Annotated in this window: 13 protein-coding genes and 1 pseudogene; 11 read left to right on the top strand and 3 right to left on the bottom strand. The window is 58.3% G+C overall.

What is annotated here, in order from left to right; all coding sequences use genetic code 11:
* Window positions 1–199: 199 nt before the first annotated feature.
* The gene (gene argA / locus J2X66_RS06090; RefSeq protein ID WP_008026003.1) at window positions 200–1,498 is read left to right on the top strand and encodes an amino-acid N-acetyltransferase; all 1,299 of its coding nucleotides are present in this window, start codon (window positions 200–202) and stop codon (window positions 1,496–1,498) included.
* Between the two features lie 42 nt (window positions 1,499–1,540).
* Here argA and tauA read toward each other — a convergent pair whose 3' ends face one another.
* Complete coding sequence (tauA, locus tag J2X66_RS06085) at window positions 1,541–2,530, bottom strand: taurine ABC transporter substrate-binding protein (RefSeq protein WP_310262175.1); 990 nt, start codon at window positions 2,528–2,530, stop codon at window positions 1,541–1,543.
* A gap of 362 nt (window positions 2,531–2,892) precedes the next feature.
* Here tauA and J2X66_RS06080 point away from each other — a divergent pair, with 362 nt between their 5' ends.
* The 9 genes from J2X66_RS06080 to J2X66_RS06040 all read left to right on the top strand — a co-directional run bounded on the left by J2X66_RS06080 (window position 2,893) and on the right by J2X66_RS06040 (window position 11,829).
* Window positions 2,893–4,221: an OprD family porin gene (locus J2X66_RS06080; RefSeq protein WP_310262172.1), complete on the top strand. Its 1,329-nt coding sequence runs from the start codon at window positions 2,893–2,895 to the stop codon at window positions 4,219–4,221.
* A gap of 409 nt (window positions 4,222–4,630) precedes the next feature.
* The gene (locus J2X66_RS06075; protein WP_027926477.1) at window positions 4,631–5,971 is read left to right on the top strand and encodes an OprD family porin; all 1,341 of its coding nucleotides are present in this window, start codon (window positions 4,631–4,633) and stop codon (window positions 5,969–5,971) included.
* Between the two features lie 292 nt (window positions 5,972–6,263).
* Window positions 6,264–6,902, top strand: a complete 639-nt coding sequence (locus J2X66_RS06070; protein WP_310262166.1) for a peroxiredoxin — start codon at window positions 6,264–6,266, stop codon at window positions 6,900–6,902.
* A gap of 252 nt (window positions 6,903–7,154) precedes the next feature.
* Complete coding sequence (gene ssuE / locus J2X66_RS06065; protein WP_310262165.1) at window positions 7,155–7,748, top strand: NADPH-dependent FMN reductase; 594 nt, start codon at window positions 7,155–7,157, stop codon at window positions 7,746–7,748.
* 89 nt (window positions 7,749–7,837) lie between these two features.
* Entirely contained in the window at window positions 7,838–8,818 is a 981-nt protein-coding gene (locus tag J2X66_RS06060; RefSeq protein WP_310262162.1) for a sulfonate ABC transporter substrate-binding protein, read from the top strand.
* A 26-nt stretch (window positions 8,819–8,844) separates the two neighbouring features.
* The gene (ssuD, locus tag J2X66_RS06055) at window positions 8,845–9,993 is read left to right on the top strand and encodes an FMNH2-dependent alkanesulfonate monooxygenase (protein ID WP_310262161.1); all 1,149 of its coding nucleotides are present in this window, start codon (window positions 8,845–8,847) and stop codon (window positions 9,991–9,993) included.
* An 8-nt stretch (window positions 9,994–10,001) separates the two neighbouring features.
* Complete coding sequence (ssuC, locus tag J2X66_RS06050) at window positions 10,002–10,784, top strand: aliphatic sulfonate ABC transporter permease SsuC (RefSeq protein WP_310262158.1); 783 nt, start codon at window positions 10,002–10,004, stop codon at window positions 10,782–10,784.
* Window positions 10,781–11,587: an aliphatic sulfonates ABC transporter ATP-binding protein gene (gene ssuB / locus J2X66_RS06045; protein ID WP_310262155.1), complete on the top strand. Its 807-nt coding sequence runs from the start codon at window positions 10,781–10,783 to the stop codon at window positions 11,585–11,587. The genes ssuC and ssuB overlap by 4 nt, the downstream gene beginning before the upstream one ends.
* Before the next feature lie 26 nt (window positions 11,588–11,613).
* On the top strand, window positions 11,614–11,829 hold the full coding sequence (locus J2X66_RS06040) for a molybdopterin-binding protein (RefSeq protein WP_003229256.1): 216 nt from the start codon (window positions 11,614–11,616) through the stop codon (window positions 11,827–11,829).
* Between the two features lie 140 nt (window positions 11,830–11,969).
* Here the strand turns inward: J2X66_RS06040 and J2X66_RS06035 are convergent, their stop codons facing one another.
* Window positions 11,970–12,608: a TetR/AcrR family transcriptional regulator gene (locus J2X66_RS06035; RefSeq protein WP_059181995.1), complete on the bottom strand. Its 639-nt coding sequence runs from the start codon at window positions 12,606–12,608 to the stop codon at window positions 11,970–11,972.
* Window positions 12,609–12,763: 155 nt separating this feature from the next.
* Entirely contained in the window at window positions 12,764–14,140 is a 1,377-nt protein-coding gene (locus J2X66_RS06030) for a glutamine synthetase family protein (protein ID WP_310262151.1), read from the bottom strand.
* Window positions 14,141–14,418: 278 nt separating this feature from the next.
* Here J2X66_RS06030 and J2X66_RS06025 point away from each other — a divergent pair.
* Window positions 14,419–14,709: pseudogene (locus J2X66_RS06025) on the top strand (gamma-glutamyl-gamma-aminobutyrate hydrolase family protein); the annotation flags it as partial.
* Window positions 14,710–14,744 lie beyond the last annotated feature (35 nt).

Here is a 14,744-nt window from a genome sequence, read left to right as displayed (position 1 = left end):
TTGAAGCTGCCTGTGCTGCACTGCAGTTATCGCGAGCAAGCTCAGTTCCTACAGGTGTTGTAAATTGCCAGTGTCCCAACCCGTATTCATGAGGAGAGCGCGCGTGTCGCCAAGCCTGTTCCGACGATAACCATCAGCCCGCTGTGCGTTTTCAGTTTCGCCCATTTTTTTGGCTGCTATTTATTACAGGCCCAGGTTCATGCCCGAATACGTTAATTGGCTTCGTCATGCTTCGCCTTACATCAACGCCCACCGCGATTGCACCTTTGTCGTCATGCTCCCCGGCGATGGGGTGGAACATCCGAATTTCGGCAATATCGTCCACGATCTGGTGCTGTTGCACAGCCTGGGCGTGCGGCTGGTGCTGGTGCACGGTTCCCGTCCGCAAATTGAAACCCGCCTCGCCGCGCGTGGCCTGACCCCGCATTACCACCACGGCATGCGCATCACCGATGCCGCGACGCTGGAGTGTGTGATCGATGCCGTCGGTCAATTGCGCATCGCCATCGAAGCGCGCCTGTCCATGGACATGGCCTCGTCACCGATGCAGGGCTCGCGCCTGCGTGTGGCCAGCGGCAACCTGGTCACGGCGCGGCCGATCGGTGTACTCGAAGGTGTGGATTATCACCACACTGGCGAAGTGCGTCGGGTCGACCGCAAAGGTATCAATCGCTTGCTGGACGAGCGTTCCATCGTGTTGCTGTCGCCGTTGGGCTACTCGCCGACCGGTGAGATTTTCAACCTTGCCTGCGAAGACGTCGCCACTCGCGCGGCCATCGACCTGGGCGCGGACAAGTTGCTGCTGTTTGGCGCCGACCTGGGCTTGATCGATGAAAACGGTCGTCTGGTGCGCGAATTGCGTCCGCAACAAGTGCCGGCGCATTTGCAGCGGCTGGGCAGCAACTATCAGGCTGAATTGTTGGATGCAGCCGCTGAGGCGTGCCGGGGCGGTGTGGCGCGCAGCCATATCGTCAGCTACGCCGAAGACGGTGCTCTGCTGACCGAACTGTTCACCCGTGACGGTGGCGGTACGCTGGTGGCGCAGGAACAATTCGAAGTGGTGCGTGAAGCCGCGATTGAAGACGTCGGTGGTTTGCTGGACCTGATCAGCCCGCTGGAAGAGCAGGGGATTCTGGTGCGTCGCTCCCGGGAAGTGCTGGAACGTGAGATCGAGCAGTTCAGCGTGGTGGAGCGCGAAGGCATGATCATCGCCTGTGCGGCGCTGTATCAGATTGCCGACTCGGACGCCGGGGAGCTGGCGTGCCTGGCAGTGAACCCGGAATACCGCCATGGCGGCCGCGGTGATGAGCTGCTGGAGCGCATCGAAACCCGTGCCCGGGCCCAGGGGTTGAAAACCCTGTTCGTGCTGACGACCCGCACCGCTCACTGGTTCCGCGAGCGCGGGTTTGTGCCGAGCAGCGTTGAACGCCTGCCGTCGGCACGGGCTTCGCTGTACAACTATCAGCGTAATTCGAAGATCTTCGAAAAAACCCTGTGAAGGCGAGCTTGATCGTTCCCACGCAGAGCGTGGGAACGATCATCAGTCAGCCACAAATTTCGCACTGACATACGCCGAATAATCCGGCAGCACTGTTTCTACCTTCCCTTGTTCCTTCAAGAATTTCGCCGTCTCGCCAATCGCCTTCGCCGTGCCTCCCTCCAGTAGCGCAGTGGTCTGCTGGGCGTTGGCATCCGGGAATGCAGAACCGGCCAACAACTCCGGTACATCGGCGGCATTGGCACCGGTCAGTTTGGCGATTTTCTGTACCGGCACCGAATCGGCGGTCCAGCTGTTTTTATGCGCGGCGTAGTCGGCGAACGAGTCGAGCGTGACCTTGGCAAATTTGGCCACCACCTCTGGGTGTTTTTCGGCGTAATCCTTACGCGCAACCCAGACCTCGAAGGTCGGCGCTCCCCACTGACCCACCTGCGCAGCATCGGTCAAGGTCTTGCCGGTCTTGCGAATTTCCCCCAGCGCCGGCGACCAGACAAACGCGCCATCAATATCGCCACGTTTCCACGCGGCAGCAATTTCCGCCGGTTGCAGATTCACCACTTTGACTTTCGAGGCGTCCAGGCCCCAGTGCTTCAGGGCGCCAAGCAAGCTGTAGTGAGAGGTTGAAACAAATGGGGTGGCGATCGTCTTGCCGATCAAATCTTCCGGTTTATCGATGCCGCTGCCGTTGCGCACCACCAAGGCTTCCGCCGCATTGATCTGGGCCGACACGATGAACGCAACAATCGGCAAGTTGCGCGAAGCCGCCGCGGCCAAAGGACTGGAGCCGAGGTTGCCAATCTGCACGTCACCCGACGCGATGGCGGTCACTACTTCCGGGCCGCTGTTGAAGCGACGCCAGTCAATTTTCTCGCCGATGGTTTTTTCGTACAGACCGTCTGCCTGGGGGACTTTGCTGGGGTCGATACCGGTTTGATAACCCACTGTCAAATTGCCCGCCTGAGCGGAGAGAGAAAACAATAGCGATACACAAACTGTAACAATTGGGCTGGATAGTGCGCGTTTGGTCGTCATGACTTGGCCTTTCGGTAAGGTTTTGTTTCCGTATTCCTTCAAACGCTAAACGATCTAAAAAACCGCTAATAAATACCGATTAGGAATTAGCTTATGAGCTGGGGGCTCTGTTCTGGGGACAGGAAGCGGCCCAGAGCGTAATTCCTAAAGGGTATGAGAAAAGAAAGAGCTAGTTCTTTTCAGGTTTATGACGAACTCATGACCTGCATGGACCAAAAAACGGGGGATTAGACCATGGTCGTAGACACACATAGTTACGATTGACTTGTGGGTCACGCTCTGGCGCTAATCGCGCATCTTAGGATTCCGAGCATCGACTTGGGGCCAGGAACACAAGAATTAGAAACGAGAGGAGCTAAACAATGAACAAGTCCACCTTGGCCTTGGCCGTGGCCGTAGGGGTTTTGGCGCAGCAGGCAGGCGCCGCCGGTTTCCTGGAAGACAGCAAGGCTTCCGTCAGTTCCCGCACCATGTATTTCAACAACGATAACCGTGATGGCGGTGCCGATCAGAAAGAGACCGCTGAAGGCCTCAAATTTGATTATCTGTCCGGTTTCACCCAAGGTACTGTCGGCTTCGGTATCGACGCTCAAGCACTGGTCGGTATCCATCTGGACGGCGGCAAGGGGCATCACCCGTACCCGAGCTCATTCTTCCCAAGCGACTCCGATGGTTCGGCGGCGAGTGAGTGGAGCCGTGCGGCAGCTAACGTAAAGGCACGCGTCTCCAAGACCGAGGCCCACTTGGGCGGCGCGTTGCAACCGAACATGCCGATTCTGGTCGCGAACGACAGCCGTCTGCTGCCACAGACCTTTGAGGGTGGCACGATCTCCTCGAAGGAAATCGACAACGTGACCTTCAACGTTGGTCAGTTGGAGCACGCGGCGGGGCGCGCCTCTTCCAACAGCACCGGTCTGGCCGTGGCGGGTGGTACCGAGGAGAGCAACCAGTTCCGTTACGCCGGTGCCGACTGGAAGGTCACCAAAGACCTGACTCTGCAGTACTACCATGCGAATCTGAAGGACTACTACAAACAGGACTTCCTGGGTCTGGTACATGTCTGGCCGATTGGTACCAATCAGTCCTTCAAGACGGACCTGCGCTACTTCGATAGCGGTTCCGATGGCAAGAACGGCGATGCGGGCTATCAGTTCAACAACAACGGCGGTTACGCCAGGACTCCGGGCGAGGTCGACAACAAGACCTGGAGCGCCATGTTCACCTACACCCTGGGTGGCAACGCGTTCCTGCTGGGTCATCAACGCGTCAATGATGACGGCGGTTTCGTCTACCTGAACCAGGGTAGCGTCGTGAATGACAACCGTCGCAGCGAAGAAGCGGGTGGCGCGAGCTTCTACCTGTTCACCGATGCCATGATCAACGGCTTTGTCCGGGCCGGTGAAAACACCACGTTCGGTCAGTACTCCTACGACTTCGCTGCGTTGGGTGTGCCAGGTCTGAAAGCCTCGGCCGCCTACCTGTATGGCGATAACATCAAGGCCAAAAACGGTACCGGCCCTGATCAGTCCGAGTGGGAACGCGACCTGCGTGTGGACTACACCATCCAACAAGGCGTACTCAAAGGCTTCGGCACAACACTGCGTCATGGCACTTACCGTGGCAGTGATACCGGTATCGCCAGCCAGGACCAGACCCGTCTGATCTTCAACTACACCTACAGCTTCATGTAATACGTTTTCAGAAAAAGCCTCGCCAACTGGCGAGGCTTTTTTTTGCCTGTCAATATTCCAATAAATGCAGTTATGCGTATTTTTTATTCTTTTTGGTTTTTTTCATGAGCGTCTAAAGTGGGCTCCGACCGGTCCTTATCGTGGAGCCGGCTTTAGTTGAAAAACCTCGTAAGTAGAACAGGTCAAGGAATTGGCTTTCATGCCGATACCTCGGATCTGTGCTGCGCAGGCATATACCTAAACGGCATTAAAAAGAAACATGAAATTCTTTTTAGCTTTATGAAGCTGTGTATCCTGCACGGCCAAAACGACCGGCCTGGAAGGGCTCGGCAAAAATTGCGCGTCTTAGGATCCAGGGCATTCGACTCAGGACCAGGACCAGTAAGCATTAGTAATGAGGAGCGAAACAATGAACAAGTCCACCTTGGCCATCGCTGTGGCCGTTGGGGTTTTGGCGCAGCAAGCAGGCGCCGCTGGTTTTATCGAAGACAGCAAGGCCACCCTGGGGCTGCGTAACTTCTACATCAACACCGATAACCGTGACGGTACCGGTCCGAACAAAAACGAAGAGTGGGGCCAAGGCTTCGATCTGCGTTTCATCTCCGGTTACACCCAAGGCACTGTCGGCTTCGGTATCGATGCGATCGGCCTGTTGGGCGTGAAGCTGGATTCGGGCGGCGGCACTAACGGCGCTACTGCTACCTCTTACGGTGGCACTGTGTTCCCGAGCAAGTCCAACGGCGAAGCGGTTGATGACTTCTCCAGCCTGGGCCTGACAGCCAAGGCCAAGGTTTCCCAGACTGAGCTGAAACTGGGCACTCTGCAGCCGAAAAACCCGGTGATCGTGACCAACGATGGTCGTCTGTTGCCGCAAACCTGGCAGGGTGGCCAGATCACTTCCGCCGAGATCAAGGACCTGTCCCTGGTCGGTGGTCAGATCGAAGCCGTTAAAGGCCGTAACTCCAGCAACAACGAGCAGATGTCCATTTCGGGTGCGAACTCCCGTGGGACCAAGTTCCGCGACAGCAACAAGTTCATCTACGCCGGTGGTGACTACAAAATCACCAAGGACCTGACGGCCCAGTACTACTACGGCAACCTGGAAGAGTTCTACAAGCAACACTTCCTGGGTCTGGTTCACAACTGGGCAATCGGCCCCGGCGTGTTGAAGTCGGATTTCCGTTACTTCAACAGCTCTGACGATGGTGCCAACGGTCACGACCCGCTGTACTACACCACTGGCAACTACAACGCGCCAAACGGTAAAGGCAAGGTCGACAACAACCTGTACAGCGGCCTGTTCCTGTATTCGGTTGCCGGTCATACCTTCGGTGGCGGTTACCAGGTCAGCAACGGCAGCAGCGACTTCCCTTGGCTGAACCAGGGTGACGGTTCGTCGAACTACACCATCACCGATTCGCAAATCCAGAAGTTCGGCCGTGCCGGCGAAAAAACCTGGCAAGCACGCTACTCGTTCGACTTCGCCAAGGTTGGTGTACCTGGCCTGACCGCCGGTATGGTTTACCTGCGCGGTGACAACATCGACACCGTTAACGCAAAAGGTGGCGAGTTGGCCAATGGCGCTTCCGAGTGGGAACGCGACTTGAGCGTTGCCTACGTCCTTCAGGACGGCCCGCTGAAGAACCTTGGCGTGGCCTGGAAAAACGCTATGTGGCGCACCGACCTGCCGGGCACTCGCTCCCAGGACGAAAACCGCCTGATCCTCAGCTACTCGATCCCGCTGTTGTAATAGCGCTCTAGTAACCGAGACAAAAAAAGCCCCGCCCGGCATCTCGCCTGGCGGGGCTTTTGCGTTTCAAGGCGGGGTCACCCCCGTAAACCCGCCTCGAAATTCCCCTCTTTTGCAGCACTCAAGGCCTTCTCGAACCTTGTGGGCGATGTTGGGCGCGTTGTCTGTTCGCGTCCAGTGAACAGATCTTTAATATTTCTTTATGATCTAAATAAATAGATATTTATTCTTTTTGATTATTCTCGGGCGCAGGCAAAGTCGAGCTCATCACGCACTCACCAGGAGCAGCATCATGAGCCTCAGACTTGGCGATATCGCCCCCGACTTTGAACAGGACTCCAGCGCCGGCACCCTCCGTTTCCACGAATGGCTGGGCGATAGCTGGGGCGTGCTGTTTTCCCATCCGGCGGACTTCACCCCGGTATGCACCACCGAACTGGGGTTCACCGCCCGGCTCAAGGACGAATTTGCCCAGCGCGGGGTCAAGGCCATCGCCCTGTCGGTTGACCCGGTGGACTCGCATCACCGGTGGATCGAGGACATCAACGAAACCCAGAACACCCTCGTCAACTTCCCGATCCTCGCCGATGCCGACCGCAAGGTATCGGACCTGTACGACCTGATTCATCCCAACGCCAACGACACCCTGACCGTGCGCTCGCTGTTCGTGATCGACCCGAACAAAAAGATTCGGCTGACCATCACCTACCCGGCGAGTACCGGCCGCAACTTCCACGAAATCCTGTGGGTCATTGATTCGCTGCAACTCACCGATAACTACAAGGTGGCGACCCCGGCCAACTGGCAGGACGGTGATGAAGTGGTGATCGTGCCGTCGCTCAAGGACGAAGATGAAATCAAGCAACGTTTTCCCAAGGGTTATCGGGCGGTGAAACCGTATCTGCGCCTGACGCCGCAGCCGAATCGCTAAACATTTTCTGCGCGGCTTGAATCGCCATCGCACCTGACAGGCACTGCAGAACCCAGATCCAATAGCAGGGGATTTCAGGCCGTTTCGACGGCCTTTTTTTATGCCAGGAAAGCACTGATTTATATATCTCCATAAAGCATAACCAAATGAATAAATATGATTTATGGATATAACAATCAGCTGTTAAGGTCACTCCCATCCCAGCGAGATCGCAAACCGCGAATCGCCAACACCGTTCAAGGAATTCTCTGAATGCTGGTCGTCTCACTCGGTGGCAGTCCCAGCCAGCGCTCCCGATCCGGGGTGCTGCTGGAACGCTCCCAACGCTGGTTGCAGGGGCAAGGGGTGGAAGTGGTGAGTTACCAGATTCGGGACTTCCCGGCGGAAGACTTGCTGCATGCACGCTTCGACAGCCCCAAGGTTATCGACCTGCTGCAACAGATTGAAAACGCCGACGGCCTGCTGATCGCCACGCCGGTTTACAAAGCGTCGTTCTCCGGCGCGCTGAAAACCTTACTGGATCTGCTGCCCGAGCGCGCCCTGGCCCACAAGGTCGTATTGCCGATGGCCACCGGCGGCAGCATCGCCCACATGCTGGCGGTGGATTACGCACTCAAGCCCGTGCTGTCGGCACTGAAAGCCCAGGAAATGCTTCACGGAATTTTTGCGGTAGACAGCCAGATCGCTTACGGGGAAGGCAGCGCCCAGGCGCAATTGGCGCCGGAGCTGGAGCAACGATTGAACGAGTCGCTGGACCTGTTTTTCAGCGCCATGGCACGACGGCCGAAACCGCTCGATCCGAACCTGTTGAATGAACGTTTGTTGAGTGCTCGCTGGAGCATTTAAGCCTCACCCGAAATTGATCCACTCACCTTACTCAGCCGCCAACGGTCAAGCAGGTGCAGCCAACACCCAACTGCAAAAAGGAGAGCGCTATGCGCACTGTCATTTTGCGTCGTGGTCTGGTCGCTCTGTTTGTTGCGGCTGTGTCCTTCGGCGCCATTACTCAAGCTCAAGCGCTTTCTACCCAGGAAGGCGTGTTGCGAATCGGTTACCAAAAGTACGGCACGCTGGTGCTGCTCAAAGCCAAGGGCACCCTGGAAAAACGCCTCGCCGCCCAAGGCGTGGACGTGCAATGGACTGAATTCCCCGGCGGCCCGCAGCTGCTCGAAGGTCTGAACGTTGGCTCTATCGACTTCGGCGTTACGGGTGAAACTCCCCCCGTATTCGCTCAAGCCGCCGGCGCCGATCTGCTCTACGTCGCCTACGAACCGCCAGCGCCCCACAGCGAAGCGATCCTGGTGCCGAAGGACTCGCCGATCAAATCGGTGAAGGACCTCAAGGGCAAGAAAGTCGTGCTCAACAAAGGCTCCAACGTTCACTACCTGCTGGTGCGTGCGCTGGAAGACGCCGGGCTCAAATATACCGACATCCAGACCGTGTTCCTGCCGCCAGCCGATGCCCGCGCAGCCTTTGAACGTGGCAGCGTCGACGCCTGGGTCATCTGGGACCCGTACCAGGTCGCCGCCGAGAAACAACTGCAAGCGCACACCCTGCGCGATGGCCAGGGCATCGTTGACAACCATCAGTTCTACCTCGCGACCAAACCTTACGCACAGAAAAACCCTGAGGTGATCAAGACCCTCGTCGAAGAAGTGCGCGCGGTCGGTGAATGGTCCAAGGCCAATCCTGAAGATGTGACCCAACAGGTGTCACCACTGCTCGGTCTGCCGGCAGACATCACCCTGACCTCGGTGAAACGCCAGGGCTATGGCGCGCTGTTCCTCACGCCTGAAGTGGTCGCCGCGCAACAGAAAATCGCCGACAGCTTCTACCAGCTCAAGCTGATTCCGAAGCCGTTGAGCATCAAAGACGTGATCTGGACGCCACCGGCAGCCGTTGCGAAAGCGCAGTAATTCGATTCTTTGAAGGAGACCACTCCATGAGCCTCAATATTTTCTGGTTCCTGCCTACCCACGGCGACGGCCATTACCTTGGCACCGCCGAAGGCGCTCGCGCCGTCGACCATGGTTATCTGCAACAAGTCGCGCAAGCGGCGGATCGACTGGGCTTCGGCGGGGTGCTGATTCCTACCGGGCGCTCCTGCGAAGACTCGTGGCTGGTGGCCGCGTCGCTGATCCCGGTGACCCAGCGTTTGAAGTTCCTTGTCGCCCTGCGCCCCGGGATCATTTCCCCGACGGTGGCTGCGCGCCAGGCGGCGACCCTCGATCGTCTGTCCGGCGGTCGTGCGTTGTTCAATCTGGTCACGGGCGGTGATCCGGACGAATTGGCCGGCGACGGTTTGTTCCTCAGCCACGAAGAGCGCTATCAGGCCTCGGTTGAATTCACCCGCATCTGGCGTCGCGTGCTCGAAGGCGAAACCGTTGATTACGACGGTCTGCACATCAGCGTGAAAGGGGCGAAATTGCTCTATCCGCCGATCCAGCAACCGCGTCCGCCGCTGTACTTCGGTGGCTCGTCGGAAGCGGCGCAAGACCTCGCGGCAGAGCAAGTGGAAATGGTCCTGACCTGGGGCGAACCGCCGGCCGCCGTGGCCGAAAAAATCGAGCAAGTGCGCGTCAAAGCGGCGAAGCTCGGTCGCACGGTGCGCTTCGGCATTCGTCTGCATGTGATCGTTCGCGAGACCAACGCCGAAGCCTGGCAAGCCGCGGATAGATTGATCTCGCATCTGGACGAGGAAACCATCGCCCGCGCCCAGGCTTCGCTGGCGCGTTTCGATTCCGTCGGCCAGCAACGCATGGCCGCACTGCATGGCGGCAGCCGCGACAACCTCGAAGTCAGCCCCAACCTGTGGGCCGGTGTCGGTCTGGTGCGTGGCGGTGCCGGTACGGCTTTGGTCGGCGACGGCCCGACCGTGGCCGCCCGCGTGAAGGAGTACGCGGACCTGGGCATCGACACCTTTATCTTCTCCGGTTATCCACACCTTGAAGAGTCTTATCGCGTGGCCGAATTGCTCTTCCCGCATCTGGATATTCAACGTCCGGAGTTACCGAAGGGCGCCAACTACGTCAGTCCGTTCGGCGAGATGGTCGCCAACGACATCCTTCCCAAAGCCGCGTCCCAGAGCTGAGGCGCGCCATGAAAAAAATCATCCACACCCTCGCGCCGTGGGCGTTGCCGGTGCTGCTGCTGGCGGTGTGGCAGTTGTCGGTGTCGGCGGGCTGGTTGTCGACGCGGATCCTGCCAGCACCGATCGCAGTGATTGAAGCCGGCGCGAGCCTTGTGCGCAGTGGTGAAATCTGGACGCACTTGGCAATCAGCGGCTGGCGTGCTGCGCTGGGCTTCACCATCGGCGGCAGCATCGGCCTGGTGCTGGGCTTCATCACCGGCCTGTCGAAATGGGGCGAACGCCTGCTCGACAGTTCGGTGCAGATGATCCGCAACGTGCCGCATCTGGCGCTGATTCCACTGGTGATTTTGTGGTTCGGCATCGATGAGTCGGCGAAAATTTTCCTGGTGGCGCTGGGCACGTTGTTCCCGATCTACCTCAACACCTATCACGGCATCCGTAACGTCAACCCGGCACTGGTGGAGATGGCGCGCAGTTATGGCTTGTCCGGTTTCAGCCTGTTTCGTCAGGTGATTCTGCCGGGGGCGCTGCCTTCGATTCTGGTCGGTGTGCGTTTTGCGTTGGGCTTTATGTGGCTGACGCTGATCGTCGCGGAAACCATTTCGGCCAGTTCCGGCATCGGTTATCTGGCGATGAATGCCCGGGAGTTTTTGCAGACCGACGTGGTGGTGCTGGCGATTCTTTTGTACGCGGTGCTCGGCAAACTCGCCGACCTCGCGGCCCGTGGGCTTGAACGCGTGTGGCTGCGTTGGCACCCGGCTTATCAAGTTGTCAAAGGAGGTGCGGCATGACCGCTCAACAACCTCCACGCCGGCTGCGCGGGATTGCGCTGGTGGTGCGCAAGCTGCAAAAAACCTTTGGCTCGCGGCAGGTATTGCGCGAGATCGATTTGCACATTCCGGCGGGTCAATTCGTTGCGGTGGTCGGGCGCAGCGGTTGCGGCAAAAGTACCTTGCTGCGTTTGCTGGCGGGCCTCGACAAGCCTACGGGCGGTGACTTGCTCGCCGGCGCTGCGCCGTTGAGTGATGCGCGGGAAGACACCCGATTGATGTTCCAGGAAGCGCGTTTGTTGCCGTGGAAAAAGGTCATCGACAACGTCGGCCTCGGCCTCAAAGGCGACTGGCGTGGGCAAGCGCTTGAAGCGCTGGAGTCGGTCGGCCTGGCGGATCGCGCCAATGAATGGCCGGCGGCCTTGTCCGGTGGCCAGAAACAACGTGTGGCGCTGGCGCGTGCGTTGATCCATCAACCGCGCTTGTTGTTGCTCGACGAACCGCTGGGCGCGCTGGATGCCCTGACCCGAATTGAAATGCAGCAACTGATCGAACGGCTCTGGCGCAAGCATGGTTTCACCGTGTTGCTGGTCACCCACGACGTCAGTGAAGCGGTGGCGATTGCCGACCGGGTGATCCTGATCGAAGAGGGCGAAGTCGGCCTCGACCTGACGGTGGAACTGCCGCGTCCTCGGGTGCGCGGCTCGCATCGGCTGGCGGCGCTGGAAACTGAAGTCCTCAATCGCGTCCTCGCACTGCCCGGCGAACCGCCGGAACCGGAACCCGTTTCACCCTTGCCTACGCAATTGCGTTGGGCTCATTAATCCAGGCAACGACAGGAATCAACATCATGACTATCAAAGCCATCAACGTTCGTAACCAGTTCAAAGGCTCGATCAAGGAAATTGTACTGGGTGACGTGCTGTCGGAAATCGACGTGCAAACCGCGTCCGGCATCGTCACTTCGGTGATCACCACGCGCTCGGTGAAAGAGCTCGAACTGGTGGTCGGCAGCGAAGTGATCGCGTTCGTGAAATCCACTGAAGTGTCGATTGCCAAGTTGTAATTCAGTCAGTGAGATCGGCGCCGCGGCCATCGCGAGCAGGCTCACTCCTACAGGGATTTCTGTCGTACACAAATGCTGTGTGCGCTGAAGATCAACTAGGAGTGAGCCTGCTAGCGATGGGGCCATAAAACCCGCGAAAATCAGGCAGGTATAACGCGCTTGTGTAAGTACGGCGGCAAGTACAACCCAAGATATGCATCAAACACCCGCATCCCTTCCTCAGCCATGCGCGGCGTGATCTGCCCATGCTGCTGTACCGAACGCGCATAAACGCGGTCACCCAACTCCATGGCCAGTGCAAACACATCCACGTCCGTCGGCAGCTTCGGCAATTCGAAATGGTGATCGAAAAGTTTGTGCATCAGGTCGCCCAGTTCGATGTCGTGCTGGCGGTCGGCCTGGGTGACTTCGGTCAGGCCATGCTGGGCGAGGATCAATTGGCGGGCGGCGGCGTCTTCGCTGTAGATCGCCAGCATGCGCTGCTCCACCAGGCGTGACAGGTCACGCCAGCCGCTGAGGGCCCCATGATCGATGGGCGCTTGCAGGCAGGCGCGGAACGCGGCGTGGACGTCGGCCGTCAGCGCTTCAAGCAGTGCAGGGACGCTGGCGAAGAAGTGGTAGACGGAGGAGGGCGGGATCTCCGCGCGCTCGGCGACGCTGTAGATCGACAGACTGGCCACGCCCTCGGCAGCCAGCAGCGTGCGGGCGGCATCGAGTATCGAATCGATCCGCGCCTGACTGCGGGCGCGGGGTTTGCGTGGGGTGGCGAGTCGGGTCATTGAAGTCTCCTGCGGGGGCAGCGGGCATTGTACGAGCAGGGTTTGATGTTGTCTGCCAGGACGCCATCGCGAGCAAGCTCGCGATCCGCCGAAGGCGGCCATAAAAAAACGCCGCAAGCTGTAAAGCCGACGGCGTTCTTTTTTACTGCAACCGCTTACACGGTATGCAGGTACCAGTTGTACTCAAGGTCGGAGATGGAGTGTTCAAACTCCTCCAGCTCGCTTTCCTTACAGGCCACGAAGATATCGATGTATTTAGGATCGATGTACCTGGCCATGACTTCGCTGTCGTCCAGCTCACGCAACGCATCGCGCAGGTTGTTCGGCAGGCTTTGCTCGTTCTGCTCGTAGGAGTTGCCTTCCACGGGCGCGCCCGGCTCGATCTTGTTGGTCAAGCCGTGATGCACGCCTGCCAGGACCGAAGCCATCAACAGGTAGGGGTTGGCGTCGGCGCCGGCCACACGGTGTTCGATGCGCACGGCATCGGAGGAACCGGTTGGAACGCGGATCGCTACAGTACGGTTGTCCAGACCCCAGCACGGCGAGTTCGGCACGTAGAACTGTGCGCCGAAACGACGGTAGGAGTTGACGTTCGGGCAGAGGAAAGCCATCTGCGCGGGTAGGGTCTCGAGCACACCGCCGATCGCGTGACGCAGTGCGGCGTTCTGCTCGGGATCCTCGCTGGCAAAAATGTTTTTGCCTTCTTTATCAAGAATCGAGATATGTACGTGCAGACCGTTGCCCGCCTGGCCCGGGTAAGGCTTGGCCATGAACGTGGTGTCCATTTCATGGTCGTAGGCGATGTTCTTGATCAGGCGCTTGAGCAGGACCGCGTAGTCGCAGGCCTTGATCGGGTCGGCCACGTGGTGCAGGTTCACTTCGAACTGCGCCGGGGCACTTTCCTTGACGATGGCGTCGGCCGGGATGCCTTGCTCTTTCGCACCTTCCAGAATGTCCTGGAGGCAGTCGACGTATTCGTCGAGGTCGTCGATCAGGTAGACCTGAGTCGAATGCGGGCGTTTGCCGGAGATCGGCGAGCGCGGAGGTTGTGGGCGGCCGTTCACGTTTTCCTGGTCGATCAGGTAGAACTCCAGTTCGAAGGCTGCGCAGATGGTCAGGCCCATCTCGTCGAACTTGGTCACAACTTGACGCAGGACTTCACGGGGATCCGCGAAGAAAGGGTCACCTTCGAGTTCGTGCATGGTCATCAACAGTTGCGCGGTAGGGCGCTTCTGCCAAGGCTCGTTGCACAGGGTGTCAGGGATTGGATAGCAGATTCGGTCAGCATCACCGATGTCCAGGCCCAGGCCGGTGCTTTCCACCGTCGAACCATTGATATCCAGAGCAAATAGAGAGGCCGGCAGGTTGATGCCTTTCTCGTAAACCTTGTGGAGGCTGGTGCGTTCAATGCGCTTGCCGCGCACCACACCATTCATATCCGCAATCAGAAGGTCAACGTACAGAACCTCAGGATGTTCCTTAAGGAACGCGTTCGCTTCGTTAAGCTGAACGGCACGCGGGGGTACCGACATGATGCAACACCTTTGTTGTTAAAAATATCAATCATTGATCTCTTCGGATTCCAGTCAACCCGAACGGCATGCCGAAGTCAAGCGAGGCCTTTTTTGCCCTAAAAAAGCGCTCGTAAGGCTTTTTTGGGGCAGTTTGGGGCGTTTTTATGTCTTTGAACGCTTTGGCTGCCGCGGGCTTGAGCGGGGCGTGTTGTATTTTTTACGGGGGTGTTGTGTAAAAAAATGAACAAGGCTAAGCTCGATTCAAACCCATAACACCAATAATACCGGGGTGCTTCATGTCTCGCCTGCCGTTAATCGGCGTCACCAACTGCTCTAGGCAGATTGGTCTGCATGCTTATCACATCAGTGGCGACACCTTCGTCCCCGCCGTGGCCTCCGAGACTTCGGGACTGCTGGTCATTCTGCCGTCCCTGACGGATTGCCTGTCTCCGTCCGATATTCTGGACGGCCGAGATGGCCCCCCCATTACGGTTACTTCATTCAATATAGAACCGATTCACAATAGCGGCGTGGCTATCGCTCAAGGCATCGCTCGTGATTCTGCACGCCTGGCGTTTGCCGCACCGTCCGGGAAAACACGATAGCCTGACGTAGACACCCG

Source organism: Pseudomonas sp. 3296 (assembly GCF_031456615.1).
In the GTDB taxonomy this organism is placed as follows: domain Bacteria; phylum Pseudomonadota; class Gammaproteobacteria; order Pseudomonadales; family Pseudomonadaceae; genus Aquipseudomonas; species Aquipseudomonas mucoides.
Note: the sequence above shows the minus strand (reverse complement) of the source record. Positions and strands in the feature narration are given on the sequence as shown.

What these genes read in the sequence shown, in the direction of transcription:
- tauA (WP_310262175.1), bottom strand. Translation starts at nt 2,530, where the DNA reads ATGACGACCAAACGCGCACTATCCAGCCCAATTGTTACAGTTTGTGTA.
- ssuC (WP_310262158.1), top strand. Translation starts at nt 10,002, where the DNA reads ATGAAAAAAATCATCCACACCCTCGCGCCGTGGGCGTTGCCGGTGCTG.
- J2X66_RS06030 (WP_310262151.1), bottom strand. Translation starts at nt 14,140, where the DNA reads ATGTCGGTACCCCCGCGTGCCGTTCAGCTTAACGAAGCGAACGCGTTC.
- J2X66_RS06075 (WP_027926477.1), top strand. Translation starts at nt 4,631, where the DNA reads ATGAACAAGTCCACCTTGGCCATCGCTGTGGCCGTTGGGGTTTTGGCG.
- J2X66_RS06035 (WP_059181995.1), bottom strand. Translation starts at nt 12,608, where the DNA reads ATGACCCGACTCGCCACCCCACGCAAACCCCGCGCCCGCAGTCAGGCG.
- ssuB (WP_310262155.1), top strand. Translation starts at nt 10,781, where the DNA reads ATGACCGCTCAACAACCTCCACGCCGGCTGCGCGGGATTGCGCTGGTG.
- ssuE (WP_310262165.1), top strand. Translation starts at nt 7,155, where the DNA reads ATGCTGGTCGTCTCACTCGGTGGCAGTCCCAGCCAGCGCTCCCGATCC.
- argA (WP_008026003.1), top strand. Translation starts at nt 200, where the DNA reads ATGCCCGAATACGTTAATTGGCTTCGTCATGCTTCGCCTTACATCAAC.
- J2X66_RS06060 (WP_310262162.1), top strand. Translation starts at nt 7,838, where the DNA reads ATGCGCACTGTCATTTTGCGTCGTGGTCTGGTCGCTCTGTTTGTTGCG.
- J2X66_RS06070 (WP_310262166.1), top strand. Translation starts at nt 6,264, where the DNA reads ATGAGCCTCAGACTTGGCGATATCGCCCCCGACTTTGAACAGGACTCC.
- J2X66_RS06080 (WP_310262172.1), top strand. Translation starts at nt 2,893, where the DNA reads ATGAACAAGTCCACCTTGGCCTTGGCCGTGGCCGTAGGGGTTTTGGCG.
- J2X66_RS06040 (WP_003229256.1), top strand. Translation starts at nt 11,614, where the DNA reads ATGACTATCAAAGCCATCAACGTTCGTAACCAGTTCAAAGGCTCGATC.
- ssuD (WP_310262161.1), top strand. Translation starts at nt 8,845, where the DNA reads ATGAGCCTCAATATTTTCTGGTTCCTGCCTACCCACGGCGACGGCCAT.